Annotated in this window: 22 protein-coding genes; 14 read left to right on the forward strand and 8 right to left on the reverse strand. The window is 62.8% G+C overall.

Annotated elements, in window-relative coordinates:
• Window positions 1-19 precede the first annotated feature (19 nt).
• The gene (locus EJ066_RS31275) at window positions 20-382 is read right to left on the reverse strand and encodes a hypothetical protein (protein WP_189644466.1); all 363 of its coding nucleotides are present in this window, start codon (window positions 380-382) and stop codon (window positions 20-22) included.
• A gap of 449 nt (window positions 383-831) precedes the next feature.
• On the opposite strand from EJ066_RS31275, the gene EJ066_RS09910 reads away from it, so the two are divergent.
• The gene (locus tag EJ066_RS09910; protein WP_126037201.1) at window positions 832-1,431 is read left to right on the forward strand and encodes an ANTAR domain-containing response regulator; all 600 of its coding nucleotides are present in this window, start codon (window positions 832-834) and stop codon (window positions 1,429-1,431) included.
• A 2-nt stretch (window positions 1,432-1,433) separates the two neighbouring features.
• Complete coding sequence (locus tag EJ066_RS09915; protein ID WP_189644467.1) at window positions 1,434-2,672, forward strand: CmpA/NrtA family ABC transporter substrate-binding protein; 1,239 nt, start codon at window positions 1,434-1,436, stop codon at window positions 2,670-2,672.
• A 121-nt stretch (window positions 2,673-2,793) separates the two neighbouring features.
• On the opposite strand, the gene EJ066_RS09920 is transcribed toward EJ066_RS09915, so the two are convergent.
• Complete coding sequence (locus EJ066_RS09920; protein WP_126037204.1) at window positions 2,794-3,042, reverse strand: hypothetical protein; 249 nt, start codon at window positions 3,040-3,042, stop codon at window positions 2,794-2,796.
• Here EJ066_RS09920 and EJ066_RS09925 point away from each other — a divergent pair.
• From EJ066_RS09925 to EJ066_RS09955, 7 genes are all read left to right on the forward strand, one after another.
• Window positions 3,029-4,345, forward strand: a complete 1,317-nt coding sequence (locus tag EJ066_RS09925; protein WP_126037206.1) for a CmpA/NrtA family ABC transporter substrate-binding protein — start codon at window positions 3,029-3,031, stop codon at window positions 4,343-4,345. The two genes, EJ066_RS09920 and EJ066_RS09925, sit on opposite strands and share 14 nt — an antisense overlap.
• A 65-nt stretch (window positions 4,346-4,410) precedes the next feature.
• Window positions 4,411-5,307 (forward strand): nitrate ABC transporter permease, encoded by an 897-nt coding sequence (gene ntrB, locus EJ066_RS09930; protein ID WP_126037207.1) that lies wholly within the window; start codon window positions 4,411-4,413, stop codon window positions 5,305-5,307.
• A 10-nt stretch (window positions 5,308-5,317) separates the two neighbouring features.
• Window positions 5,318-6,115, forward strand: a complete 798-nt coding sequence (locus EJ066_RS09935; RefSeq protein WP_126037209.1) for an ABC transporter ATP-binding protein — start codon at window positions 5,318-5,320, stop codon at window positions 6,113-6,115.
• 4 nt (window positions 6,116-6,119) lie between these two features.
• On the forward strand, window positions 6,120-8,570 hold the full coding sequence (nirB, locus tag EJ066_RS09940) for a nitrite reductase large subunit NirB (protein WP_126037211.1): 2,451 nt from the start codon (window positions 6,120-6,122) through the stop codon (window positions 8,568-8,570).
• Between the two features lie 5 nt (window positions 8,571-8,575).
• Window positions 8,576-8,905, forward strand: coding sequence for a nitrite reductase small subunit NirD (gene nirD / locus EJ066_RS09945; RefSeq protein WP_126037212.1), 330 nt, complete (start codon window positions 8,576-8,578; stop codon window positions 8,903-8,905).
• 2 nt (window positions 8,906-8,907) lie between these two features.
• Entirely contained in the window at window positions 8,908-11,739 is a 2,832-nt protein-coding gene (locus tag EJ066_RS09950) for a nitrate reductase (protein WP_126037214.1), read from the forward strand.
• Window positions 11,740-11,908: 169 nt separating this feature from the next.
• Window positions 11,909-12,394 (forward strand): hypothetical protein, encoded by a 486-nt coding sequence (locus EJ066_RS09955; RefSeq protein WP_126037216.1) that lies wholly within the window; start codon window positions 11,909-11,911, stop codon window positions 12,392-12,394.
• Between the two features lie 30 nt (window positions 12,395-12,424).
• Here the strand turns inward: EJ066_RS09955 and EJ066_RS09960 are convergent, their stop codons facing one another.
• Window positions 12,425-13,456: a hydroxyacid dehydrogenase gene (locus tag EJ066_RS09960; protein ID WP_126037218.1), complete on the reverse strand. Its 1,032-nt coding sequence runs from the start codon at window positions 13,454-13,456 to the stop codon at window positions 12,425-12,427.
• 175 nt (window positions 13,457-13,631) lie between these two features.
• Between EJ066_RS09960 and EJ066_RS09965 the strand changes: the two genes are divergently transcribed.
• The 3 genes from EJ066_RS09965 to EJ066_RS09975 all read left to right on the forward strand — a co-directional run bounded on the left by EJ066_RS09965 (window position 13,632) and on the right by EJ066_RS09975 (window position 17,340).
• Window positions 13,632-15,068 carry an aldehyde dehydrogenase family protein gene (locus EJ066_RS09965; RefSeq protein ID WP_189644523.1) on the forward strand — a complete coding sequence of 479 codons (1,437 nt, stop codon included), beginning with the start codon at window positions 13,632-13,634 and terminating at the stop codon, window positions 15,066-15,068.
• A gap of 159 nt (window positions 15,069-15,227) precedes the next feature.
• Window positions 15,228-16,220 carry a glycosyltransferase family 10 fucosyltransferase gene (locus EJ066_RS09970; protein WP_126037222.1) on the forward strand — a complete coding sequence of 331 codons (993 nt, stop codon included), beginning with the start codon at window positions 15,228-15,230 and terminating at the stop codon, window positions 16,218-16,220.
• A gap of 82 nt (window positions 16,221-16,302) precedes the next feature.
• On the forward strand, window positions 16,303-17,340 hold the full coding sequence (locus EJ066_RS09975; protein ID WP_245455193.1) for a hypothetical protein: 1,038 nt from the start codon (window positions 16,303-16,305) through the stop codon (window positions 17,338-17,340).
• Here the strand turns inward: EJ066_RS09975 and EJ066_RS09980 are convergent.
• From EJ066_RS09980 to EJ066_RS10000, 5 genes are all read right to left on the reverse strand, one after another.
• Window positions 17,291-18,865 carry a glycosyltransferase gene (locus EJ066_RS09980; protein WP_126037224.1) on the reverse strand — a complete coding sequence of 525 codons (1,575 nt, stop codon included), beginning with the start codon at window positions 18,863-18,865 and terminating at the stop codon, window positions 17,291-17,293. The genes EJ066_RS09975 and EJ066_RS09980 overlap by 50 nt on opposite strands.
• A 39-nt stretch (window positions 18,866-18,904) precedes the next feature.
• The gene (locus EJ066_RS09985; protein WP_245455112.1) at window positions 18,905-21,037 is read right to left on the reverse strand and encodes a glycosyltransferase; all 2,133 of its coding nucleotides are present in this window, start codon (window positions 21,035-21,037) and stop codon (window positions 18,905-18,907) included.
• Between the two features lie 20 nt (window positions 21,038-21,057).
• Window positions 21,058-21,708, reverse strand: a complete 651-nt coding sequence (locus EJ066_RS09990) for a bifunctional DNA primase/polymerase (protein ID WP_126037228.1) — start codon at window positions 21,706-21,708, stop codon at window positions 21,058-21,060.
• Window positions 21,709-21,860: 152 nt separating this feature from the next.
• Window positions 21,861-23,204 (reverse strand): glucoamylase family protein, encoded by a 1,344-nt coding sequence (locus EJ066_RS09995; protein WP_126037230.1) that lies wholly within the window; start codon window positions 23,202-23,204, stop codon window positions 21,861-21,863.
• 262 nt (window positions 23,205-23,466) lie between these two features.
• Window positions 23,467-24,219: an SDR family NAD(P)-dependent oxidoreductase gene (locus EJ066_RS10000; protein ID WP_126037232.1), complete on the reverse strand. Its 753-nt coding sequence runs from the start codon at window positions 24,217-24,219 to the stop codon at window positions 23,467-23,469.
• Here EJ066_RS10000 and EJ066_RS10005 point away from each other — a divergent pair.
• Together EJ066_RS10005 and EJ066_RS10010 are read left to right on the forward strand one after the other, a co-directional pair.
• The gene (locus tag EJ066_RS10005) at window positions 24,170-24,637 is read left to right on the forward strand and encodes a hypothetical protein (RefSeq protein WP_189644588.1); all 468 of its coding nucleotides are present in this window, start codon (window positions 24,170-24,172) and stop codon (window positions 24,635-24,637) included. The two genes, EJ066_RS10000 and EJ066_RS10005, sit on opposite strands and share 50 nt — an antisense overlap.
• A complete protein-coding gene (locus EJ066_RS10010; RefSeq protein WP_126037236.1) occupies window positions 24,634-25,899 on the forward strand; it encodes an O-antigen ligase in 1,266 nt (421 codons plus the stop codon). The genes EJ066_RS10005 and EJ066_RS10010 overlap by 4 nt, the downstream gene beginning before the upstream one ends.
• Window positions 25,900-25,931 lie beyond the last annotated feature (32 nt).

Consider the following 25,931-nt stretch of genomic DNA (forward strand, 5'->3'; position numbering starts at 1 on the left):
TCGCTTGTAGGCCTGCCTATCACTGGCGGGCCCCTACAAACCGGTCGGTCCTCCTGAAAATGAATTTCGCCATTTCTGCTGGAGCATTTTGCAGCCAAAGTGGAATCACTTGGCGTCGCGGAAATGCGGCTGAAACAAATAGATAGAGCGGGATACCCGGTTCAATTTGAACGCATCCCGCTCCAGTCAGCACCTCGCGGTACGCCGCCGCAGATCGATGTTGCGGATTCCTAACAGTCATCGAAGCGAAAACCCCGGCAACCGCCGGGGTTTTCAGCACGCTAACTGCTAATAATGCCAATACCAGACCCAGACACGCCGGCGACGGCACCGGGTGCGCAGATAGCCATTTCGCCAGTAACGACGACAGACCCTTCTCCAAACGCGCCGCCTCCGCCGCCGCCTGCGGTGCCAATGCCGATGGCGGACCGGTTGCAGTTCTGCTTGAGTATCCTCATCCTCGAAGGCTTCCGTATCCAGCGCGTCCAGTTCATCGAGAATGCCGCCTCTGACGCCTGGGACACCAGCCACTGCGTTGATAGGCCGAACTGCGCTTGCAAGGGCTGCGGCCCCAGCAATGCCAAACATTCCTGTCAAAAATGATCGCCGATCCATGGAAACCTCCAATCTTCTAGCCAGCGACACAAGGTTCGCAACTGGAAGATAGCGCAGCGGATACAAAAGCAAAGTCAGTCCCTAGTAATGGTCTTTAAAGAACCTTAACGGGTCGGCTCCGCGAACATATGGCGGCGCTTCTGAATTCGAAGAGATGACTGCATTAATTGTCACCATGCCGCATTGCACAATCGCGCGGCGTGCGCAAAATGCGGCATGACCCGGAAATCCCTCGCCGTCCTGGTGATCGATGAAAACCACATCCGCGCTTCCATCATCGAGGCGGGGTTGCGGGAGGCCGGGCATGAGCAGGTCACGGTCGTTCACGACGTTGCCGGAATTGCACGGCGCATCGCCGAGATCGAACCGGACGTGATCGTCATCGATCTCGAAAACCCCAACCGCGACATGCTTGAAAACATGTTCCAGCTTTCGCGCGTGGTGAAGCGGCCGATCGCCATGTTCGTGGACCGGTCGGATCAGGCTTCGATCGAAGCTGCGGTCGAAGCGGGGGTCTCCGCCTATGTCGTCGACGGGCTGCGCCAGGAGCGCGTCAAGCCGATCCTCGACATGGCGATCAGCCGTTTCAACGCGTTCTCGCGCATGGCGCGCGAACTGGAAGAAGCCCGCAGTGAATTGGAGAACCGCAAGGTCATCGACCGCGCCAAGGGCATCTTGATGAGGTCGCGCAGCCTGTCGGAGGACGCGGCCTATGCGCTTCTGCGCAAGACCGCCATGAGCCAGAACCGCAAGATCCGCGAAATCGCGCAGAGCCTGGTGACGGCGGCAGGCCTTCTGGATCCCGGGGAGAGTTGAGCATGGCGGCCGAACACCAGATCAATGCCGGTTTCATACCGCTCTTCGACAGCGCCGTTCTTGTCGCGGCAAGCGAGATCGGCTTTGCCGCGCGCGAAGGCATCGACCTGACGCTCAGCCGCGAAACATCCTGGGCCAACATCCGCGACCGTATCGCGATCGGGCATTTCGACCTGGCGCATATGCTGGGGCCGATGCCGATCGCCTGCAATCTGGGGCTCACCCCGCTCGCCTCCGACACGATCGTGCCGTTCTCGCTTGGACTGGGCGGCAACTGCGTAACGGTTTCGAACGCGCTCTGGGCGGGTATGGCCGCGCACGGTGCCTTGCCGGACCTCGATCCGGCGCGAACGGGCAGGGCCTTGGGCGCGCTGATCCGTGAACGCGCGCATGCCGGTCGTGATCCGCTGCGCTTTGCGGTCGTGCATCCGCACTCGGGACACAATTACGAACTGCGTTACTGGCTCGCGGCCTGCGGCATCGATCCGTCGCGCGAAATAGAAATCGTCATCGTGCCGCCGCCCTTCATGGCCGACGCACTCGCCGCCGGCAGGATCGACGGCTACTGCGTCGGCGAACCCTGGAACAGCGTCTCGGTCGTCGCCGGCACCGGCCATATCGCGACAGTCAAGGCCACCATCTGGAAGACCAGCCCCGAGAAAGTCGTCGGCGTGCGCAAGGCCTGGGCCGAGAAACACCCGGGCGCCCTTTCGGCCCTGCTGCGTGCGCTTCATCATGCCGCGCGCTGGTGCCAGGATCCGGCAAACCGCGGCGAACTGGCCGCGCTGATGGCGCAGCCTTCCTTCCTCGACCTTTCGCCGGCGCTGCAGATGCCGCTCCTGACCGGACACCTTCCACTGGGCGGCGGCGCAGAACTGGCCGTCGAGGACTTCTTCCTTTCCTTCGACAAGGCGGCGAATTTTCCCTGGAAAAGCCATGCGCTGTGGTTTTACACGCAGATGGTGCGGTGGGGGCAGGTCAAGCACAGCGCTGCCCATATGGCGCTCGCGCGCGACACCTACCGGCCCGACCTCTATCGCGCAGCGCTGAAGCCGCTCGGCGTCGCCCTGCCGGGCGCCAATGCCAAGGTCGAGGGGGCGCTCACCGCTGCCACCCCGGTGGGCTCGGCCGGCGCCAGCCTCGTCCTTGGTCCGGATGGTTTTTTCGACGGCCGCATCTTCGATCCGGACAGGATCGACGACTATCTGGCCATCAGCGACTGGGCCATGCCGACAGGCTGAGCATTCCTTGCGCACTATCGTGCACTGCACAATTTTTGTGCGTTTGCACAACGAACGTGACTGCCGCGTGAGCATCGACAATCCGACGCCTCAACCTTCACGCCCGCACTCTAGGTTGGTTTCATTGCAGAATCTGCCGTTTCTTCAAGCTGGCACGGTTCCTGCTTGGTAACCCACAGGCCTTCGGGCCACCGAATACGGCGTCCAATGGCGGGCGCCACAGGCAAAGCTGCCGCTCAGGTTCAATACGCGATCCCGTTTGCACGGACGCGGCGACCTGGCCGGCGGCTTTTTTGTTTTGATCGAACACGCAATCGACGGCGCAGATCCCAAGCCGCGCCCAACCGGAGATAACGATGACGAAACGCATCAAAACCCAGCCGACCCTCAAGGGCGTAACGCGCCGCGATTTCCTGATGATGAGCGCGGCCACCGCGGCAACGCTGGCGGCGGCGCGCGCGCTGCTACCGTCCGGCGCCTATGCCGCGACCGCCACGCCGGAAGTGACAGGTGCCAAGCTCGGCTTTATCGCACTGACCGACGCAGCACCACTGATGATCGCCAAGGAGAAGGGCCTGTTCGAAAAATTCGGCATGCCCGATGTCGAGGTGCTCAAGCAGGCCTCCTGGGGCGCGACACGCGACAATCTGATGCTCGGCGGCGAAGCCAACGGCATCGACGGCGCCCATATCCTGACGCCGATGCCGTACCTGATGCACACCGGCAAGGTGACGCAGAACAATCAGCCGATGCCGATGGCGATCGTGGCGCGGCTCAACTACGACTGCCAGGCGATTTCCGTCGCGCAGGAATATGCCGGCACCGGCGTCGGCCTCGATGCCTCCAAGCTGAAGGACGCCTTCGCGGCCAAGAAGGCCGAAGGCAAGGAGGTGAAGGCCGCCATGACCTTCCCGGGCGGCACCCATGATCTCTGGTTGCGCTACTGGTTGGCCGCCGGCGGCATCGATCCCGACAAGGATGTCTCAACCATCGTTGTGCCGCCGCCGCAGATGGTCGCCAACATGAAGGTCGGCAACATGGACGTGTTCTGCGTCGGCGAGCCGTGGAACGAGCAGCTCGTCCATCAGGGCGTCGGCTTCACCGCCGCCACGACAGGCGAATTGTGGAAGGGTCATCCGGAAAAAGCGCTCGGCCTGCGCGCGGCCTTCATCGACAAGTACCCGATCGCCACCAAGGCGATCCTGATGGCCGTCATGGAAGCCCAGCAATGGTGCGAGGCCATGGAAAACAAGGACGAGATGGCCGCCATCATCGGCAAGCGGCAGTGGATGAACGTACCGACTGCCGACATCATCGGCCGCCTCAAGGGCGACATCAATTACGGCAATGACCGCGTAGCGAACGGCACCGACCTCTACATGAAGTTCTGGAAGGGCGGCGTGTCCTATCCGTTCAAGAGCCACGACAGCTGGTTCCTCGCCGAGAACATCCGCTGGGGCAAATTCGCGGCGACCACCGACATCAAGGCGCTGGTCGACCAGGTCAACCGCGAGGATCTGTGGCGCGAGGCGGCGAAGGATCTTGGCGTCGCTGCGGCCGATATCCCGGCGTCTTCATCGCGTGGCGTCGAGACCTTCTTCGACGGCAAGATATTCGATCCGGCCAACCCGTCCGCCTATCTCGACAGCCTCAAGATCAAGGCATCGGCCTGACGTCGACGGCAAGCGGCGCTGCTGGCGCCGCTTGTCACTCCAAGTGCTCAAGGAGTTTTGCGAAAATGTCTATCCAAGCCATCGAGGACAGCAAGGTGAAGGCGTTCCCCGCCCCGGCCAAGCCCGCAGAGGTCATAGCTTTCACCGCCAAGGTGAGGCGCCGCTTCGATCCCGCCGCGATCGCCGGCAAGCTGGCGAGCACCCTGGTGCCGCCGGCCGTCGTCATCATCGTCATGCTCGTTGTCTGGCAGATCGCCTGCTCGTCGCCCAATGCCAGCTTACCGCCACCTAGCCAGGTATGGAACGAGGCCTACGATCTGATCGCCCATCCGTTCTTCGACTATGGTCCGCAGGATATCGGACTGGCCTGGCGGGTGCTGATCTCGCTGCAGCGCGTTGCTATCGGCTTCGGCCTGGCTGCAATCGTCGGCGTCGCGCTCGGCGCCCTGGTCGGCCAGTCGATCTGGGCGATGCGCGGCCTCGACCCGGTGTTCCAGATATTGCGCACCGTGCCGCCGCTCGCCTGGCTGCCGCTGTCACTGGCCGCTTTCCGCGATTCCAGCCCATCAGCGATCTTCGTCATCTTCATCACCTCGATCTGGCCGGTGATCATCAACACCGCCGTCGGTGTCCGCAACATTCCAGAGGACTATCGCAACGTCTCCCGCATCCTCAGGCTCAACCAACTCGAGTTCTTCGTAAAGATCATGGTGCCGGCCGCAGCACCTTACATCTTCACCGGCCTGCGCATCGGCATCGGCCTGTCCTGGCTTGCCATCGTCGCCGCCGAAATGCTGACAGGCGGCGTCGGCATCGGCTTCTTCATCTGGGATGCCTGGAACTCGTCGCGACTGCCCGACATCATCGTCGCGCTCGCCTATATCGGCGTCACCGGCTTCTGCCTCGACCGTCTGGTTGCGGCGGTCGGCGCCTTCGTCACCCGCGGCGCAACGGCAAAGTGAGGAGAAGGCAATGACGGCCTATCTGAAACTCGACCATATCGACAAATCCTTCACTCGCGGCGGCCATGTCAGCGAGGTACTGAAGGACATCCGGCTGACCATCGACAAGGGCGAATTCGTCTCGATCATCGGCCATTCCGGTTGCGGCAAGTCGACCTTGCTCAACCTGATCGCCGGGCTGACGAAAGTGTCCGCCGGCGCCCTCCTGCTCGAAGACAAGGAGGTCGATAGCCCCGGTCCCGAACGCGCCGTGGTATTCCAGAACCACAGCCTGCTGCCGTGGCTGACGGTCTACGAAAACATCAATCTGGCGGTGTCGAAGGTCTTCGGCCGCACCAGGAGCCGGGCCGAGCGGCACGACTGGATCATGCGCAATCTCGATCTCGTGCAGATGGCGCACGCCAAGGACAAGCGCCCGGCCGAAATATCGGGCGGCATGAAGCAGCGCGTCGGCATCGCCCGCGCGCTGGCCATGGAGCCGAAAATCTTGCTGCTCGACGAGCCCTTCGGCGCGCTCGACGCGCTGACGCGCGCCCATCTGCAGGATGCGGTGATGGATATCCATTCGAGGCTTGGCTCGACGACGATCATGATCACCCACGATGTCGACGAGGCGGTGCTGTTGTCCGACCGCATTGTCATGATGACCAACGGCCCGGCGGCGACCATCGGCGAGGTGCTTCCCGTGCCGCTGGCCCGGCCGCGCCGGCGCATAGAGCTTTCCTCCGACCGGACCTACCTGCGCTGTCGCGAGGCAGTGCTGAAATTCCTCTACGAACGCCATCGCTTCGTCGAAGCCGCGGAGTAGCTTAATGACCGAAAAACTCGTCATCATCGGCAACGGCATGGCGCCTGGGCGGATGCTGGAGCACCTCTTGGAGCAGGCGCCGGGCCGCTACGTCGTCACCATCTTCAACGCCGAGCCGCGGGTCAATTACGACCGCATCATGCTGTCGCCGGTGCTGTCCGGCGAGAAGGCCTTCGAGGAAATCATCATCCACGGCGACGGCTGGTACATCGCCAATGGCATCACCCTCTACAAGGGCCACAAGATCGTCGCCATCGACCGGACGGCAAAGACTGTCACCTCCGACCACGGCGTCACCGAGCCTTATGACAAGCTCGTCATCGCCACCGGCTCGGTGCCGTTCATCATTCCAGTGCCAGGCCACGATCTGCCCGGAGTGCTGACCTATCGCGATCTCGACGACGTCCAGGCCATGCTGCTTGCTGCCCAGTCGCGGGCCAAGGCCGTGGTCATCGGCGGCGGCCTGCTCGGGCTGGAGGCGGCAGCGGGCTTGAACGCGCAAGGCATGGACGTCACCGTGCTGCATGTCATGCCGACGCTGATGGAGCGCCAGCTCGATCCGGCCGCCGGCTACCTGCTGCAGCGCGCGGTGGAAGAACGCGGCATCAAGGTCCTCACGAAGGCCAACACCCAGGCGATCGCGGGCAAGGGCAAGGTCGAGCAGGTGGAGCTCGCCGACGGCACCATCGTTCCGGCGACGCTCGTTGTCATGGCGGTGGGCATCAGGCCGAATGCGGCCCTGGCGAAAGAAGCGGGCATTGCCGTCAATCGCGGCATCGTCGTCGACGCCGGCATGCGCAGCAACGATCCCGATATCTACGCCCTCGGCGAGTGCGCCGAGGTCAACGGCCAGGTCTACGGGCTGGTCGCACCGCTCTACGAGATGGCGCGCGTCGCCGCCAGCCAGCTTGCCGGCAACAAGGCGGCAGCCTTCGTCCATATGGACACGCCGACCAAGCTCAAGGTCACCGGTATCGAGCTGTTTTCGCTCGGCGACTTCGCCGAGGGCGAGGACCGCCAGGAGATCGTGCTGCGCGATGCCGCCGCCGGCGTCTACAAGCGGTTGGTGCTCAGGGATGACCGCATCATCGGCACCGTGCTCTACGGCGAGACGGCGGACGGCGCCTGGTTCAACGACCTCAAGAAGAAGCAGACCGACATATCGCAAATGCGCGACACGCTTATCTTCGGCCAGTCCTACCAGGGAGGCGCCTCCCTGGACCCTATGGCGGCCGTTGCAGCCTTGCCGGATGATGCGGAAATCTGCGGCTGCAACGGCGTTTGCAAGGGAAAAATCACCGGCGCGATCACGGCCAAGGGCCTGAGCTCGCTGGACGACGTGCGCGCCCACACCAAGGCGTCCGCTTCCTGCGGCTCCTGCACCGGGTTGGTCGAGAAGCTGATGGTGCTGACCATCGGCGACAAATACAATCCAGCCGCCGTCCAGCCGATGTGCGGCTGCACCACGCTCGGCCATGACGAGGTGCGCCGGCTAATCAAGGCCAAAGGGCTGAAGACCATTCCCGCCGTTATGCAGGAGCTGGAATGGACAACCTCCTGCGGTTGCGCCAAATGCCGGCCGGCGCTCAACTACTATCTCGTCTGCGACTGGCCGGACGAGTATGCCGACGACTACCAGTCGCGCTTCATCAACGAGCGCGTCCACGCCAACATCCAGAAGGACGGCACCTATTCGGTGGTGCCGCGCATGTGGGGCGGCGTCACTAATGCCGCCGAACTGCGGGCCATTGCCGACGTGGTCGATAAGTTCGAGATCCCGATGGTCAAGGTCACCGGCGGCCAGCGCATCGACATGCTCGGCATTCGCAAGGAGGATCTGCCGGCGGTGTGGGCCGATCTTGGCCAGGCCGGCTTCGTCTCCGGCCAAGCCTATGCCAAGGGGCTGCGCACGGTAAAGACCTGCGTCGGTTCGGACTGGTGCCGCTTCGGCACGCAGGATTCGACGGGCCTCGGCATCCGCATCGAGAAGTTCATGTGGGGATCGTGGACCCCGGCCAAGGTCAAGATGGCGGTATCGGGCTGTCCCCGCAACTGCGCCGAGGCGACCTGCAAGGATGTCGGCGTGATCTGCGTCGATTCCGGCTACGAAATCCATTTCGCCGGTGCCGCCGGCCTCGACATCAAGGGCACCGAGGTGCTCGGCCTGGTCAAGACCGAGGACGAGGCGCTGGAGCATATCGTGGCGCTGACGCAGATGTACCGCGAGCAGGGCCGCTATCTCGAGCGCATCTACAAATGGGCCAAGCGCATCGGCAAGGAAGAGATCAAGCGCCAGATCATGGATGATGGCGAGAAGCGCAAGGCCTATTACGACCGCTTCATCTTCAGCCAGAAATTCGCCCAGGTCGATCCATGGTCGGAACGCGTCTCCGGCAAGGACAAGCACGAGTTTAGGCCGATGGCTTCGGTTGGGTTCGCAGAGGCGGCGGAGTGATCAAGATGAACTGGATCGCCATCGGCACCCTCTCCAACATCCCTCGCCGTGGCGCGCGCTGCGTCGCCACCCCCGAGGGGAAAATCGCGGTCTTCCGCACGGCGGACGACCAAGTCTTCGCCATTGATGACCATTGCCCGCACAAGGGCGGGCCACTCAGCCAGGGTATCGTGCATGGCGCGGCGGTGACCTGTCCCCTGCACAATTGGGTGATTTCGCTGGAAACCGGCAAGGCGCTTGGCGCCGACGAAGGCGCGGTGCGCACCATTCCGGTGCGGATCGAGGGCGATCGTCTGTTCATCGCGCTGGAAGCGCTGGCCAGCCGCGCGGCCTGAGCATGGAGATCGGCGAGGCGCGCGAGGTGAGGACCACCTGCCCCTATTGCGGGGTGGGCTGCGGCGTGCTGGCGAAGGTCGCCGCGGACGGTGAGGTAACCGTCCGCGGCGACCCTGACCATCCGGCGAATTTCGGCCGGCTCTGTTCCAAGGGCTCGGCACTGGCCGAGACGATCGGCCTCGACGGCAGGCTGCTCACTCCGGAGATCCACGGTCGCCGCACCGGCTGGGACGAAGCGCTCGACCTCGTCGCCTCGACCTTCTCGCGGACCATCGCCGAGCACGGACCCGACGCGGTCGCCTTCTACGTCTCGGGACAGTTGCTCACCGAGGACTATTACGTCGCCAACAAGCTGATGAAAGGCTTCATCGGCTCGGCCAATATCGACACCAATTCACGCCTGTGCATGGCCTCGTCGGTCGCCGGCCACCGCCGCGCCTTCGGCTCCGACACGGTACCGGGCAGCTATGAGGATCTGGAACTTGCCGACTTGATCGTGCTGGTCGGCTCCAATCTCGCCTGGTGCCACCCGGTGCTTTACCAGCGCATCGCCGCTGCCCGGGAAAAACGGCCCGACATGAAGGTGGTGCTGATCGACCCGCGCCGCACCATGACATCAGATATCGCCGACATGCATCTGGCGATCGCGCCCGACGGCGACGTCGCGCTGTTCACGGGCCTGCTCGCCCATCTTGGCGAACACGGCGTACTGGACAGCGCCTATATCGCAGCGCACACGAGGGGCTTTGACGACGCGATTGCCGTTGCTTCGATGCTCGACCTTGCCGGCATCGCCGCCGCCACGGGCCTCGGCGAGGACGAGCTTGGCCGTTTCTACAGCCTGTTTGCCGCGACGGCGAAGACGGTGACCGTTTACAGCCAGGGCGTGAACCAGTCGTCCTCGGGCACCGACAAGGTCAATGCCATCATCAACTGCCACCTCGCCACCGGCCGTGTCGGCAAGCCCGGCGCCGGTCCGTTCTCGGTGACCGGCCAGCCCAACGCCATGGGCGGCCGCGAGGTCGGCGGCATGGCCAACATGCTGGCTGCCCATATGGAGATCGAAAACCCCGGACATCGCGAGCGCGTGCAACGCTTCTGGAACGCGCCGACCGTTGCCCAGAAACCCGGCTTGAAGGCGGTCGAGATGTTTCAGGCGGTGGCCGACGGACGCATCAAGGCGCTGTGGATCATGGCGACAAACCCGGTCGATTCGATGCCGGATGCCAATGCCGTCGAAGCGGCCATCAAGGCCTGCCCGTTTGTCGTGGTGTCGGACGTAATGGCCAGGACCGACACAGTCCGCCACGCCCATGTCCGGCTGCCTGCCACCGCATGGGGCGAAAAGGATGGCACCGTCACCAATTCGGAGCGTCGTATCTCGCGCCAGCGCGCTTTCTTGCCAGCGCCCGGCGAGGCAAGGGCCGACTGGTGGATGATCGCGGAAGTGGCCAGGCGAATGGGTTTTGGCGAGGCGTTTTCGCATGCGTCGCCAGCGGAGATGTTCGCCGAGCACGCCGCGCTGTCGGCATTCGAGAATGATAGTGCGCGGGATTTCGACATCGGCGCCTATGCCGGGATAGATGCTGCGACTTATGCAGCGCTAGACCCGTTCCAGTGGCCAGCGCCGAGCCCAGGCACCCCCCTCTGGCCTGCCGGCCATCTCCCCCGCAAGGGGGGAGATCACCCTTCATTGCGGCCTTCGCAAATCGCCAACGTTGCAGAATGGGCGGCGAGCTCGACGCTGCCAATCTCCCCCCTTGCGGGGGAGATAGCCGGCAGGCCAGAGGGGGGTGCTCAAGCTGGACATAGCTCAGCCAGCACCCGCTTCTTCGCCAACGGCGGCTTCTACACGCCCGACCGCAAGGCGCGCTTCATCGCCGTCCGCCCAACGGCGCAAAACCGCATCAGCCCCGACTTCCCGCTGCTCCTCAACACCGGGCGGGTTCGCGACCACTGGCACACCATGACGCGGACCGGCAAGAGCCCGCGGCTGTCCCAGCACATGGCGGAGCCCTTCGTCGAAATCCACCCGGCGGATGCGCAGCATTTCGGCATCGGCGACGCCGACATCGTGCGTGTCTCGACCGCGCATGGGGAGGTGCTGGTCCGCGCGTTGCTGACGGCACGGCAGCGGTCGGGCTCAATCTTCGTGCCGATGCACTGGACCGACCAGTTCTCAGCGCGCGCTCGCGTCGATGCGCTGGTGGCGCCCGTCACCGATACGATTTCGGGCCAGCCGGCCTCTAAGAACGTTGCGGCCCGCGTGGAACGCTTCGCTGCCGTCGCTTTCGGCTTCGCGGTGCTTGCCGAACGGCCCGCGTCGGTCGATGCCGACTATTGGAGCCTCGCCCGCTGCGCCGCCGGCTGGCGCCTCGAGCTTGCGTTGAAGGCTGGCCGGGACTGGCCGGTTCTTGCGGCTTCGCTTCTCGGGGCGGACGCGATAGGCGAGACGCTCGCCTATCATGACGTTGCCGGCGGGCACTATCGCTTCGCCCGCTTCGCCGGCAGCAGGCTGGCTGGCGCGCTCTATCTGGCGCCAAAGCCGGTCGCCGTGTCGCGCAGTTGGGCGGTGGAGCAGTTGAGTGCGGACCATGCTGATCGGCGCGGGCGGCTCGTGGCCGGGCGGCCGGGTGGCAATCGCGTCGACCGTGGCGCCATCGTCTGCTCCTGTTTCGGGGTCGGCGCCAATCAGATCGCGGAAGCGGTGCGTGGCGGTTGCGTAAGCGTCGAAGCGATCGGCGCTACCCTGCATGCCGGCACCAATTGCGGCTCCTGCCGCGCCGAGATCAGGACGATTATCGATGGACGAAATCTTCAAGCGGCGGAGTGAATGCGCGGTCGCTGTTGAATTTCACGTGGCCGGAACGGTTCTGCCGCAAAGGCCGTCCCACCAAGCTGTCACCGCGCTGCTTTGACGCTTACCAGCAATTTACAACCGTGAGCTACCAAGGTCCCTGTTCGATTCGCCAAGGACAGGGAACGGTGGGACAGGGAACAGCATGAGCAAGACTCTCACTTCATTCGCACTGGTCGCCGTGCTGACGGGTTTGCTGATGGCGCTTAGCCTGGCGGTGGCCAGGCATGGCTATCCCTATGGCGCGATCGGCGCCAAGCGCCTGGACGGCATTGCCGATGCCGGGACGTTCATCCCGCTTGCGTCAGTCTATTTCTTCAGCGCGCTGCTGATGATGGTCTTGCCGATCAGAGCTGCCGGCATCGTCCTGACACATGCCGCCGATGCCATCTTTTGGGCGATGATCGTATTGTTCGCGACTATCATTGGCTGCCTCGCCGCCAGATGGGCTTCCGGTCAGGGCGGCATTTTGCCAGCACTGCTGAACTGGCGCTTCCTGTTTGTCGCAGCCGTCGTCGGATGCCATCTCTTCATGAACGAGCTGCGCCGCAACATCCTGCTGAGAAGCCTGTTCTTCGTCGTCTTCGCCGCAGCGACGCTGGCCTGCCTATTCTGGTCGTTCACCATCTAAGAAGTTCGCACAGGCGCTGGGTCTGGCGGCTCAGTTCTTGTCGACCGGCTTCGAACGCATGCGCGAAACAGTCTCGCGTTCGGCCCGCTTCGAACGCTTCGGCGGCAGGCCGCGGTCGATCAGGTCCATGTCTTCCAGCACCATGTCGCCCATGCGCTTGAAGGCGACGTCGAGCGCGCCGGCCCGATGGGCGGAGCGCAGGAAGCCGGGCAGCGAGCGCACGGGATGGTCCTGCGCCAGCGGTTCTTCCGGAAACACGTCGCTGGCGGCGACGATGTGGCCGCTGCGAACGGCGCCCATCAATGCCGGAAAATCGACCACGCCGGCACGGCTGAGCAGGATGAAGGCGGCTCCCTTGCGCATTCTGGCAAAGGCCTCAGCGCCGAGAAAACCCTGGTTTTCGCTGGTCACCGAAGCGACGACGAAGATGAAGTCGCTGTTCGACAGAACCGCATCGAGCGAGGCCGGCTCGACGCCGTTCTCGATAAGGATCGACGGCGGCAGCCATGGATCGAAGACCTTGGTCCGCGTGCGAAAGCCAGACAGCAGCCGGTTGAGCGCGCGGCCGAGATCGCCGAAGCCGATGATGCCGACATCCGCGCCGGAGAGAAGCCGCGCTGTCCGGTTACCGTCGCCGCCCCACAGCTCCTTGCCCTGCCGGAAGGCGAGATCGGCGTCGACGATGTCGCGGGCGAGGTTGAGCGCCATGGCAAGGCCGAGCTCTGCCACCGGCTCGGCAAAAACCAGACCCGTGGTGACGACATGGATGCCGCGCGAAAACAGCGTCTCATACGGCATATTGTTGATGAGATTGCTCTCGACATTGAAGATGCAGCGCAGCGCCGTCATCCTTTCCAGCGTCTCCGGCGCGATGGGCGGCTGACCGACGATGTAGCGCACCTCGGCGAGCATGTCGGCTGGGAGGGTCGCGACGTCTTCGGGCGTCGTTTCGACGATGCGGTATCTGGCGCGGAATCTCGCCAGTGCCTCGGGCGTGAAAATCAGGTCGAGCGTGCGCGGTTCGGGCGCGCTGATCACCAGCGGCAAGGCGCTGTTGGACATGACTATTCCTCCCGGCGCGATCCGCGTCGCACCTTTCAAGAATCATGTTTTGCCACCTCGACACCTAGCACATACCCGTCGAGGAGGAGAACTTTGCCGCCGGCGGCCTTGCGGTGAGGCGGCCGGTGGTCCAGATAGACGGCAATCGAAGGACGACAAGGAAGACAGCGACATGATCCCGTTTCGAAAGAACCTCATCGATGGCGAGTGGGTGGGCGATGCCGGCTCCCGCAACATAAACCCGTCCAACCTCGATGACGTGGTCGGCGAATATGCGTCGGGGGGCGCCGAGCAGGCCCGGCAGGCCATCGCGGCGGCGAAAGCAGCGTTTCCGGCGTGGTCCCGGTCGGGCCCGCTGGCGCGCCATGCGGTGCTGAAGAAGGCATCGGACGAAATCATCGCGCGGAAAGAGGAAATCGGCCGGTCATTGGCACGCGAGGAAGGCAAGACGCTGGTCGAGGGCATTGGCGAGACCGTGCGGGCCGCCCAGATTTTCGACTTCTTTGCCGGCGAGACGCTGCGCCTGTCGGGCGAGCTGGTTCCGAGCGTGCGGCCCGGCGTCGGTGTCGAGATCACGCGGGAGGCGGTCGGCGTCGTCGGCATCATCACGCCGTGGAACTTCCCGATCGCCATCCCGGCCTGGAAGATCGCCCCGGCCCTGGCCTACGGCAACACCATTGTCTTCAAGCCGGCCGACCTGGTTCCGGAGAGCGCCTGGACGATTGTCGACATCCTGCACCGCGCCGGCCTGCCGAAGGGCGTGCTCAATCTCGTGATGGGCAAGGGTTCGGTGGTCGGCCAGGCAATGCTCGATAGCCCTGACCTCGACGCCATCACGTTCACCGGCTCGGTCGGCACCGGCAAGCGCGTGGCTGCGGCGAGCGTCGAGCACATGCGCAAATTCCAGCTCGAAATGGGCGGCAAGAACCCGCTTGTCGTGCTCGACGATGCCGACCTCGGCACAGCCGTCGATTGCGCGATCAACGGCGCATACTTCTCGACCGGCCAGCGCTGCACGGCGTCGTCCCGACTGGTCGTGACGGACGGCATCCATGACCGCTTCGTCGACGCAATGAAAGACCGCCTGGGCAAGCTGGTTGTCGGCGACGCCCTCGATGCGAAAACCCAGATCGGACCCGTCGTCGACCAGAGCCAGCTGAAGCAGGACGAGGACTATATCGCCATCGGCCGCAAGGAAGGCGCCGATCTGGCCTTCGGCGGTGAACGGCTCGATCGCGAAACGTCCGGCTTCTACCTGCAACCCGCGCTGTTCGTCGAAGCCACTAACGCCATGCGCATTTCACGCGAGGAGATTTTCGGGCCCGTCGCCAGCGTGATCCGCGTCAAGGACTATGACGAGGCGCTTGCGGTGGCCAACGACACGCCTTTCGGCCTGACGTCGGGCATCTGCACGTCGAGCCTCAAGCACGCCACGCACTTCAAGCGCAATTCGGAAGCCGGTATGGTGATGGTCAATCTGCCGACGGCGGGCGTCGACTTCCATGTGCCTTTCGGCGGACGCAAGGGATCGAGCTACGGCCCGCGCGAGCAGGGTCGCTATGCGGCGGAGTTCTACACTACGGTGAAGACAGCCTACACGTTCGCCGGCTAATCAGGGTCCATAGCGCAGACGAACCGGGGCGGGCGAGCAACCGATGATACTTCGGAATGCGAACCTGACCTGGTTCAGCCCGCCGCGGTGCTGGCCGTCCTTTCGCAATCCTTGAGAGGAGAGTACAGAAACGACGCGTCAGCAAGGTACCTGCGTTTTATGCCGTCGAACGCTCCGCTCATCCTTTTCTACACATCCTTCTTCGGCAGGCCCGTCGACATCGCGGCCGTACCGCGTTGTGCGCTGCCGGTGCGGTGGACGCTCGATCGCAGACGCATCGCCGAGGCGACGGCGGTCGTCTTCCACATTCCGGATTTTCGCGAGATTGGCGACGCCCGCAAATATCCAGGTCAGCACTGGGTCGCTTGGTCGATGGAGAGCAGGCAGAACTGCCCTTGCATGACCAACCCTCGGTTCATGAAGCACTTTGACATCACCATGACCTATGAAGCCGCGGCCGATGTCTGGACGCCCTATCTTCCAAAGGCGGGTTGGTGGAAAGCCGTGCAAGCGAGCTCGATTCCATCGAAAACGGAACGTGCTCCGGTTGTGCATTTTCAATCCTCGACGATCGACCGCAGCGGCCGAGCTGCATTCACGGCAGAGCTTGCTTGCCATATCGAGATTGATTCCTATGGCCGGCATCGTCCCAATCGGCCGATCCAGGGGGCTGATCTTGGCCGGCAAACGAAGATCGAAACCATTGCGCGATATCGATTCTGCCTTGCTTTGGAGAATTCGATCTCGCCGGACTATGTGACCGAGAAGGTCTTCGATCCGCTGTTTGCCGGCACTGTGCCGATCTACCTTGGCGCGCCGAACATCGACGAATTCGTTCCAGCCAATTCCTATATCGATGCGACGGCCTTCGGCAGTCCTGCCGGCCTCGCATCCTACCTGCGTCATCTGGTCGAAACGCCGCAAGCCTATGAAGCCTATTTTGCCTGGCGCTCAAAGCCGCTGCCCGAGCCTCTCGCCAAGCGACTGCAAGAACTCGAGACGTCCCGAAAGTGTCGCTTGGTGACGCTCGTGCATCAACGCATGCAGGAACGCCACTGTCCACCATCGGAGCGTCCCTCGCTTCCGTTTGGCCGCGTTTCCCTACTGCGGACTTGGCTGCATCGCTGGCGGAAAAATCGTGACCCGAGGTAACAATTTCGGGAATGCGGCGGCAGGGCGAACATCTTCGTGCCCGATATTGCAACGGCGCCGGAGCCTGGGCTAATCCTTGCAGATGGGCAAGTTTCGTCGGCGAAAGCTCTTGCAAAAGGCGGCTCATTCCGCCGCCTTGCCCTTTCTCCGTGTTCCTCCGCTTTTATGGTCCAAGGGAATCGGGTCCTTCTGCGATTTCGCCGGTCCACGCTGGTATCGATACGCACCGACCGAATCGGCACAGACGGAGGCATTCTTCCGCAAGCACTATAGCGGCGCGCATGGCCTGGTCTGGCTGCGTCTGAGCACTCGGGCCAGGGAATCGCGTGTCTGCGATCTCGACACTTTCGTCGAAGTGGCCCTGCCGACCATCAAGGCGCCGTTCGCGCTGGTGACGACGGATGGCGATGCGTCGGTGCCGTCAAATCTCGCGAAGGATACCGCCGAGCGGCTTCTCGCCAACCCTTTCCTGGTGTCCTGGTACACCCAGAACTGCGACGGCGATCACCCCAAGCTCAAACCTTTCCCGATCGGGCTCGATCTTCACACGATGCGCAGCTTCAGCACGCCCGGACAGCTTGCGAGGCTCCTCGAAACCATTCGCCGTCGGCAGGACGCGCCGGAGCGCCGCCCGCTCAGAATATTCTGTGATCTCAACTTGAGCAGGGGACCCACGGGGCGACGGGACCTGGTCGATGCCCTGAAGGGATGCCCGCATGTCGATTTTCTTGACAAGCGGCTATCGCAACGCTCGATCTGGGAGCGCTATGCACAGTACCCGCTGGTCCTTTCGACGGCTGGAAGCGGCCTCGACTGCCACAGGACGTGGGAACTGCTGTATCTGGGCTGCATCGTCGTGACAAAGACGTCGCCGCTCGATCCTCTCTATGAAGGGTTCCCCGTCATCATAGTCGATGATTGGCAACAGGTCCGGGATCCCGAAATGATGGAGCGATGGGTCGGCCAGGTCGCGCATCTGACAGACCGCGATTACCTCTGGCAACGGTTGCGGCCGCAAGCCTATCTGGAACCCATCCGGCAAGAGCTCGAGCAGCGCCGGTCAGTTCCGATCACCACGGAACATGGAGTATCTCGAGCTTGGGAAGACCGACGGGTCTGATGCCCAGATCGTTGGCGAGGGCGCCAAAGCCTTCGGTTTCGATCAGATCGCGGTAGGGAATTTCCGGGAACCGAAGACCGCCGCGATGCAATGCGGCGTCGACAAGAAGCATGGTTCCACCGACCCCATCGAGACCAATGCTTTCGAGATGGCGAACGTCGCTGAGGTGAAGGCGGCCTATGAAATAGGCAGGCGGCTGGTAAAGGCCGCCACGCATTTCACGATAGTAGCGATAATTCCTTTCGGGCTGAGTGGTGACGAAGCTGTTGAGGTCGAAGCTGTCGCCGCCGGCGATCTTCACGCAGTTGGGAACCGCGATGCGATGCCCGCTTCCAATCAGCCGGTTCAAGACATCGCTTGGAAATCGCCACACATCGATGTCGATCCACAGCGCCCAGGCATCGTCGGCATCCAACCCATAATCGATCAGGTGGTTGCGCACCTTGGCAATGGCGCCCCGTCTCTCGCGCTGCCGTCTCGGTTTCGTTCGCTTCGCCCGGTCGAGGCGCGTGCCCAGATGCTTTTGCAGCATGACGACCCCACGATAGACGCCGGCAAGCGGCGCCGCTGCCGCCTGCAGTCGTTCCCAGCTCCCGTCCGAACTGTCGCCCTCGCAGAAGACCAGCTTGATCCTTTCCTTGGGGTAGTCGAGCACCTGCAACGCATCGAGGAACGGCTGGATATGGTCGGCCGCATCGCGCAGCGGCACCAGAATGGCGACATTCGAGCCCGACGGCGGCGCTGCCGAAAGCGCCGCCTGGCTGACGCTCGCTTTCGCCGCAGTCTCGTCGAGATGAGCGCCGCGTGTCAGATGGTGCCAGAACCGGTAGGCGTGACTGCGGATCGTGTCCCGCCACCGCGCTGCAGGTCGCGGCGTCCACCATGTGCCGGCCCAATGATGGATCGACAGCGTCTGCGCTCCGTTGCCAACTGGCATGTCCGTGCGCCCGGCCGAGTCCATAGGCGCAAATAAGGTCGAAGCGTGTATGGCGAAAGCCGCCTGGTCGCCATAGCCGAGCTGCGCCGAGGTCAGCACACAGGGGCCGGTCGCGTCGAGCGCTTCCTTGGCATGGACCAGCCCCGGCAACAGGGACAGGACCTCCAGCCAGAAGGGATGCCGGGGCGGGCTCGCCATCGTGCCGTTGAACAGCAAATAGGGCAGTCCGCGAAACTTTGCCTGGACGAGCGCGTGCGTATCCGGCTCCTTGCAGAGCACGACCCGGTCCTCGCTCATGATCGCATCGAAAGGGGCGACGCATTCGCAGTCGATGTCGGCGTAGACCCCGCCAAAATGATAGAGCAGCAGGTAGCGTGCCGCATCGGCGCGCATCACACCGTTCGAATAGCTGCAAAAGATCGACAGGAAATCCGGATAATGCTCGGCGACGAACTCGAGCAGCATCCGGTCGCTCCAGAACATCGTCGTCCAGCCGGGATGGTGCCGTTTCCAGCTCTCGACATAGCCCTGAAAGCGGGCAGGGACGCTGTCGGTCTTCCACGTCTGGTGCAGGATGGTGGGGATCATCGGCAGCTCATCGACCGGTGTTTGGAAAAAGCGTGGATATCATGCGCCGGCATCGTCCAGCCCAAAGCCGCTGCGGACAGCATTGCGGATGGCTTCAGGACCGAACCTGGACCATACGGCCGCATGCGCCCGGACACGCTGGCTCGCCATGCGCGTGCGGTACAGACAAAGCTCGATGGCCATGTCGGCAAGCCGCTCATCCGAATCCGATAGAAGCACCTCTTCATTTTCGACCAGGTCCAGGCCCTCGACCGCCAGCGGCGTCGCAACCACCGGAATGCCCCAGGCCATCGCTTCCAGAACCTTGATGCGCGTGCCGCCGCCCGCCGAAAGCGGGATGATGCTGAGATGCGCGCGCGACAGCAGCGGCCGCATATCGTCCGGATTTCCTACGAGGTCCACGCCTTGCAGTCCGGTTAGCGCTTTCACGGCCGGCTTTGGATATCGGCCGGCAAGAACCAGTCTCGCGGTCGGCAATCGTTGCCGGATGCGGGGCAGGATGGTGCCGGCCAGTCGTTCGGCGGCGTCGATGTTTGGCTCGTATCCGAGATGGCCGACAAACAGGATAGCCGGAAAGCCGTCGGACGTCCCAGCCTCCGCCGGCAGGTCGACGGGAATGTCTTCGAAACGGGGGATGCCGTTCGGCACGATATCGATCGGCGCCTTGTGCGGGCAAAGTGCGGCCAGCCTTTCGTAATCCTGCCTTGAGCAGACCCAGGCCCTGTCGACGATGGCGAGCGCCTTTCTTTCGAGGCGCCTGACGCCAAGGGCGGCGGCGATGGCCGGCGTCGATCTTGTGTCGTCGGCGCGATGCAACTGTCCCGCCAGGTCGGACTCGACATTGTGCATATCGAGGATGAGCTGTCCGGCCAAGGACCGCAAGGGCCGCAGCAGTTTGAACAGCGCAATGCCCTCGACCACGATGCTGTCCGGGGCAAATTCGCGGACAATCGCCGCGAGACGCGTCAGCGCGGTGCGTGGAATTCGTTTCTCGGCACGTATCCTCCACCAGCCGATCGAGGCCGTACGGGCTTCCCCCTCGATCGTCAAAGAAGCCGTTTGAATGCGGGGATCGGCCGGTTTCGATGGATCGGCCTGCGGCCGGATCGAGACAAGGCAGACCGGCCCGAATTCCGCCGCGACCATGGCGTTGCGATGGTTCCTGAGATCGGCGCCCGAGGCAGGAGGGAAGGCCGGATCGTAGGACAGCACCAGCGTGCGCCGCTCCTTGCCGTGGTTGGGGGTGGTAGCCCTTGCATCCGGCCTGTGCTTTTCAGTCATTGCTCCGACGTGGATCCGGGCGCTGTACTGCAAGGCCTTCCAGCTCCGGCCCGATGCTTGATGGGCGCGAACGGCCCGCATCATGCCTGCCGCGTCGGTGTATCTTTTGTGCTTGATGAGCTGTCGTGAAATCCGCTGCGCGATCCAGGACTTTCGCCATTGAACGGCCTCCCTCTCGACGCCTAAGTCAGTCAGCCTGTCCAGTTCGAGCGCAATGGCAAGAAATGTCCTGCGCGGCGCAAGGATGAAGCGCTGCGCCATTCGTGCCTCGTCGTGATGATAGAGCAGCACCGGAGCCGAGACGATTGCCGCCTCGAAGCGCGCGAGCAGGGCCGCCCAGTAGCACGTGTCTTCATCGAGACCGATCGCTTCCGGAAAGCGGATGGTGGCCGTGGCTGATGTCGCGACCAGCGCGCTTCCCATGGCGATCGGCCAGAGTTCGTTGAGAAGGTATCGCCTGGTGTTTTGGGCTCTGTCGCTGGTGTATCCGTGCGGGGTCTTGAGCTTGTCCGGCCGCCCGTTCGTGCGACGGATGCTGGCCCCGATCGACAGGCCCGCCTCGGGATTGCACAGGAGGGCATCATGTAAAAGCGACAGGCCTCCCTCTATCAACTCGTCATCCGCATCGAGGAAGAATATGGATTTGCCGCTGGCCCGCGCAATTCCGACGTTGCGCGCGGCGCCGGCGCTGCCGAGGCGGACGCTGACGACCTCCAGCGGCAATCCGTACCGCTGCGCGCTTGCGATCGCGGCAGACGTGGTCTGATCGTCGGAACCGTCATCGACCAGAAGGATCTCGCCGATCCGATCTCTGTCGGGCATCAGGCTGCGCAGCGTGGCATCGATCGTCGCGGCAGCATTCCTTGCCGGGATGACGACCGTGACGTCCAATCGCGTTTCCCCTGATTTACTCACTGCCGCTCGAAAAAGCCTCGGTTTCGCAAACGATCGTAATAATGCTTCAGCGGCGAGACCGGGCGCAGCGAAAGATTGGCGAGGTTCTCGACCAACTGGGGTTCGAGATCGAACGGCGACTGGTTCTCCAACCAGCTGTAGGAGGAACCGTCCTTCAGCACCGAGGGACTGCCCACCACGTAACCGCCAAGCCCCTTGACGTGGCCAACCCGGCGCATGCCGAAATGCAGGCTGGATGACACCATCGGTTCACGTGTCCTCAGATAGACATGGAAGCCATTCGGGGACCTTGCCACCGGTGTACGGTTTGCAATTTCACCATGGAGGCTGAACCAGCCCCGATATGCGGCGGCGCTGTCGAAATCCAGGATCAGCAGGTTGGAAAATCCTCCCAATATGCCGACATTTCCGGCGAAGTCGTGAAACCAGCGCTCGATGTCTTCGCCGGTCGGTGGCTTTTGCGACAGCTGGAACGCAATGGAACAGAAGGCGAGTTCCTTCAGGTCCTTGCGGCAGGTTTGCAAGTGCAGCGGATCATATCCCATGGCCTCGAGGTCGAGATGCTTGCCGCCGGCACGAAGCGGCAGGCATATGTAACCTCGCGCCAGCAGCCGGACCGCATAGTCGGTCTTTATTTTAGGCAACATCCAGAAATGGTCCGCCCCGTGCTATTTCACGTCAATCTTTTTTAGCCGAATAGCACTTTCGTCAAGCGCTGGATGCGGCGCGGCGGCCGTGTATGTGGCAAGTCGCGTCGATCTTTGATCAGGTCGCTGTGGTTTCCGGGTCGACAGTCCCGTCATTCGACACAGGCAGCCTCGCGAGGGCTCGCCGGCTGCGCCAACCAGCCGCCGCTGAACCCCGCCCTGTGCAGGCCATGACGGATATGCTGATTTGACCGCATCAGGTTCCAGATCAGGCGCGAGCGATGGTTCTCGATCATCAGCACGACGATACCCTGGTCTAGTCCGTAGTGCGCGTCCGATATCCAGCCGCTCGGCCCGAACTTTCGCCGGTTCGCCAGCGTCGGATTGAAGCCGCTCGGCATCCTGAAGCTTTCGATCACCTCGGGGTGGCGTTCTCTGAGATGGCGCAGCGCCGGCAGGCAGATTTCCGGCGCGAAGGGCAGCGATGCGAGATATGACCACGGCGCTATCGTTCCGTCGTCGGGGCCGAACGGCGCGCCGCGCGCTGCATAGCCGGAAAATTTGCGCGGCCGCCGCTCGATCCGCGCCCGGAAATTGCCCGGTCCGTCACCCGCCGAAAGACCCCAAAGTTCTTCGCTGTAGCCGTCGTAGCCGGACGGGTTGTGCCGTGCATAGTCCCGGTGAAGGAAAGTCGAGCGGCGGCTGTTTTCGAAATAGTCCGAGTTCTTCTCCCGCATGAACGCATCGCGGATGCCGTCGAAGTCGATCCAGGCATGCGAGAACTGGTGCATGAACAGCGGGCCGCCATAGAGCACGTCGTAACCGTAGATATTCTCCCACCGATATGTCGCCGTCCAGCCCGCATAGCTTTCGTCCGAGGCCGGCTTGTCCGGGGCTGCCATTGCCAGAACGTAGAGCAGCATCGCTTCGTTGTAGCCTTCCCAGCCATAACGCAGAAAGCCGCTCTTCGGCTTCCAGCCCTGTCGCAAGGTCTGACTGCTGCCTTGCGCCCATCGCCAGTCGACGCGCCGGTAGAGCATCTCCGCCAGGTCGCGGATTTCAGGTTCATCGTCATTGTCGCCGGTGAAATAGGCGCCGGCCACGAGCACGCCGGCCATCAAAAGCGCCGTGTCGACCATCGACAATTCGCATCGCCAGGCGCGCCGGCCGCTCTGCATATCGAGGAAGTGGTAGTAGAACCCCTTGTGGCCGGTGGCGTCGGCGCCATTGCCTTGCCGGCTGTTCCAGAAGAAGCGCAGTGCGGCAAGCGTCAGCTTCACGGCTGCGTCTCGTGTCACCCAGCCGCGCTCGACTCCGACCGGATAGCAGGACAGGGCGAAGCCGACGGCAGCGATGCTTGCCGGCCAATTTGGTCGCGACGTGTCGGCGACCAGTCCGTTCTCGGGATTCACGGTTTCCAGGAAATAGCCGAAGGCCGCGCGCTGGAAGCGATCGAGCAGGTCTTCGTCGGACAATGGTGGTTCGACCCTGAGCAAACGAAGTGAACTCCAGTCCGGCGACGCTAGCTGTGAGTTTCCAGAAGGTTGTCCATTCGGGCCCGACCGAGGAGACTGGAGTTACCACACTTCAGATTCGTCGGAGGACCCGAATGGACAACCTTCTGGAAACTCACAGCTAGAGCGGTTCATCGTTTCACGGAAACGCAGAGCCGCTCTATCCCCCTGTTTTGACGCAATTCCGGACGGAAAACCGTTTCACACTTTTCCTGGAATTGCTCTAGATCGCGCCTGACTTGCTTCAATAGGTCGCCCGGCCGCCGGAAACGTCGAAAACGGCGGCCGTCGTGAAGGAGCATTCCTCGGAAGCGATCCATGAGATCAGTGCCGCCACTTCCTCGACCTCGCCAAACCGCGCCATCGGTATTTTCGACAGCATGAAATCGATGTGCTCCTGGCTCATCTGCTGGAAGATCGCGGTGCGCACGGCTGCCGGCGTGACGCAGTTCACCGTCACCTTGGTCTTGGCCAGCTCCTTGCCCAGCGACTTGGTCATGCCGATCACCGCCGCCTTGGACGTGCTGTAGGCCGACGCGTTGGGATTTCCCTCCTTGCCGGCAATCGAGGCGATGTTGACGATCCTGCCGTAATTGCGCTCGATCATGTGCGGAACCAGCGCCTTGTTGCAATAGAAGACGCCGTTGATGTTGATGTCGACGACCCGGCGCCAATCCTCCACCGAATAATCCCACGTCGTCATGTTCGGTCCGGTGATGGCCGCACTGGTGACCAGGATATCGACCACGCCAAGCGCTTCGATCGTGCTGAGGGCGGCGTGTTCGACCGCTGCCGCATCAGCGACGTCGACGGTCACGCCGTGCAGGCTGGCAATGACGGCCTTGGCCTCTTCGATCTGGGCGGAGTCGCGATCCCAGACGCAAACGCGCCCGCCCTCTTCGACAATCCTTTGCGCGACGGCCAGGCCGATGCCTGAGGCGCCACCGGTGATCACGGCCGACCGTCCGGCAAACCGTCCCGCAAAACTCATTGGCATATGGTCTTCCCTTGTTGCCCATTCCGACGGGCGCTGGGCGGCGTCGTCGGCGGCGAATGTGAAGTCAACGGCCGACAAGTTCAAGTCGAGATCTGGGGTCGCCGCACGGGTTCTGGTGGGCCAGGAGCAGGCGATTGAAGACGTGGCCTTCTGGCGGCGATTTCTCTGCCCGATGCTGGAAAACTGCAAAAACTGCTCGGCGGTGATGCCCAGGCGCTCGGCGATGTTCGCGGTCGGGTGGCCGGCAGCTGGACGAGTTCCTATTCCCGCAGCGGCGTCCGTACAGGTGTTTTTGCCTCATTTGGGTGACAGGCTACGGCGAATGGGTTATATTGCACTGCACAACGAGAGCGCCCGCACGTGGCGCGGCGGCGAATCGGCATTGAACTGGATGGACGGGAATCCGCTACCGAGATGAAGATTCCGAAATCTCTGTTGGTCGACCCGGAGAAGAACACGGTCTACGGCGCATTCGCCGTTGCCATTTCCATCTGGGCGTTCTCCTACTCCTCCGTTTTCGGTCAAATCCTGATCCTGGCCTATTATGCGGTCTGGCTCCCCCTCATCCTGGTGGACTACCGGCGGCTGTTGCGGCATGTTTCCAGCGTCGGGCTTCCGCTGGCGTTTGCAATCTACATCTGCCTCTCTGTGTTCTGGTCGGATGCTCCCGGCATCACGTTGAGGACGGCGATCCAATATTGCTCTCATATTGCCTGCGCCTACATTGCAGCGCGCACCGTCAGTGTCCGGACGTTGACAATAGGCTCACTGGTCGGGATTTTTTTCGTCCTGCTCTATTCGCTCAAGGTCGGGGCTTATTCCTATGATATTCTCGACGGGACGTACAATTTCGTCGGCGCATTCAGCTCCAAAAACCAGATCGGCTTTGTCGCATCGCTCGGCATCTATTTTTGCATTGTCTTCCTGGCCTTTCTCAGACGCGGCCGGATAAGCCTTTTCCTCACGGCGCCGGTCGTCGTTCTGTCGGCCTATATGCTGTTCGTTGCGCATTCCGCCACTTCGACGGCTTCGATACCGGCAGTTCTCGCTCTGGTGGCTCTGCTTGCCATGACCAAGAAGCTTTCGCTCCGCTATCGACGGGTGATTTTCCTTGTTGGCGCAGGCGGGCTGGTCGTGGTTACCGTGGTTGCCTTTGCCGGACTTCTGGATTTCGTCCTTGGCGCCTTCGGAAAGGATTCCACGCTCACCGGGCGGACCTATCTCTGGGATCAGGGCTGGAACGCGGCGCAGCAAGCGCCGATCCTCGGCGTCGGCTACGCGGCCTATTGGGTGCAGGGTTTCGCCGAGGCCGAGCGGCTTTGGAACGAATTCTACATCACGACCCGAGCCGGCTTCCACTTCCACAACACCTACATAGAAGCCCTCGTCGAGCTTGGTTATGTCGGGGCGACGCTGATTTCGCTGATCATCCTGCGCACGCTGTGGGGCCATATATCGGCATTGGTGTTCAGGACATGGCAAGCCGAGTCCGTGATTCTCGCCGGCGTGATGGTGCTTCTGTTCATCCGGTCCTTCGTCGAGATCGATACCTTCAATCCCTACATCATGGGCTCCTTCCTCCTGTATTACAGCTACTTCAAGCTGGCGAAGGTGCCTGTCGCCCGTCCCCGGTGGACCGCGGTCAGCGATTTCGAGGAAGCGAAAACCGCAAGGGGCTAAACAAACAAAAAATGAATGTGACCTTGGGGGCA

The sequence above is a fragment of the Mesorhizobium sp. M9A.F.Ca.ET.002.03.1.2 genome (genome assembly GCF_003952365.1).
In the GTDB taxonomy this organism is placed as follows: Bacteria; Pseudomonadota; Alphaproteobacteria; order Rhizobiales; family Rhizobiaceae; genus Mesorhizobium.

Excerpts from the sequence above, each read along its gene's own strand:
- EJ066_RS09915 (WP_189644467.1), top strand. The coding sequence starts at position 1,434 with ATGGCGGCCGAACACCAGATCAATGCCGGTTTCATACCGCTCTTCGAC.
- EJ066_RS09925 (WP_126037206.1), top strand. The coding sequence starts at position 3,029 with ATGACGAAACGCATCAAAACCCAGCCGACCCTCAAGGGCGTAACGCGC.
- EJ066_RS09920 (WP_126037204.1), bottom strand. The coding sequence starts at position 3,042 with ATGCGTTTCGTCATCGTTATCTCCGGTTGGGCGCGGCTTGGGATCTGC.
- EJ066_RS09970 (WP_126037222.1), top strand. The coding sequence starts at position 15,228 with ATGCCGTCGAACGCTCCGCTCATCCTTTTCTACACATCCTTCTTCGGC.
- EJ066_RS09975 (WP_245455193.1), top strand. The coding sequence starts at position 16,303 with ATGGGCAAGTTTCGTCGGCGAAAGCTCTTGCAAAAGGCGGCTCATTCC.
- EJ066_RS10010 (WP_126037236.1), top strand. The coding sequence starts at position 24,634 with ATGAAGATTCCGAAATCTCTGTTGGTCGACCCGGAGAAGAACACGGTC.
- nirD (WP_126037212.1), top strand. The coding sequence starts at position 8,576 with ATGAACTGGATCGCCATCGGCACCCTCTCCAACATCCCTCGCCGTGGC.
- EJ066_RS10000 (WP_126037232.1), bottom strand. The coding sequence starts at position 24,219 with ATGCCAATGAGTTTTGCGGGACGGTTTGCCGGACGGTCGGCCGTGATC.
- EJ066_RS09960 (WP_126037218.1), bottom strand. The coding sequence starts at position 13,456 with ATGTCCAACAGCGCCTTGCCGCTGGTGATCAGCGCGCCCGAACCGCGC.
- EJ066_RS09935 (WP_126037209.1), top strand. The coding sequence starts at position 5,318 with ATGACGGCCTATCTGAAACTCGACCATATCGACAAATCCTTCACTCGC.
- EJ066_RS09950 (WP_126037214.1), top strand. The coding sequence starts at position 8,908 with ATGGAGATCGGCGAGGCGCGCGAGGTGAGGACCACCTGCCCCTATTGC.
- EJ066_RS09910 (WP_126037201.1), top strand. The coding sequence starts at position 832 with ATGACCCGGAAATCCCTCGCCGTCCTGGTGATCGATGAAAACCACATC.
- nirB (WP_126037211.1), top strand. The coding sequence starts at position 6,120 with ATGACCGAAAAACTCGTCATCATCGGCAACGGCATGGCGCCTGGGCGG.
- EJ066_RS09990 (WP_126037228.1), bottom strand. The coding sequence starts at position 21,708 with ATGTTGCCTAAAATAAAGACCGACTATGCGGTCCGGCTGCTGGCGCGA.
- EJ066_RS09980 (WP_126037224.1), bottom strand. The coding sequence starts at position 18,865 with ATGATCCCCACCATCCTGCACCAGACGTGGAAGACCGACAGCGTCCCT.
- EJ066_RS09955 (WP_126037216.1), top strand. The coding sequence starts at position 11,909 with ATGAGCAAGACTCTCACTTCATTCGCACTGGTCGCCGTGCTGACGGGT.
- ntrB (WP_126037207.1), top strand. The coding sequence starts at position 4,411 with ATGTCTATCCAAGCCATCGAGGACAGCAAGGTGAAGGCGTTCCCCGCC.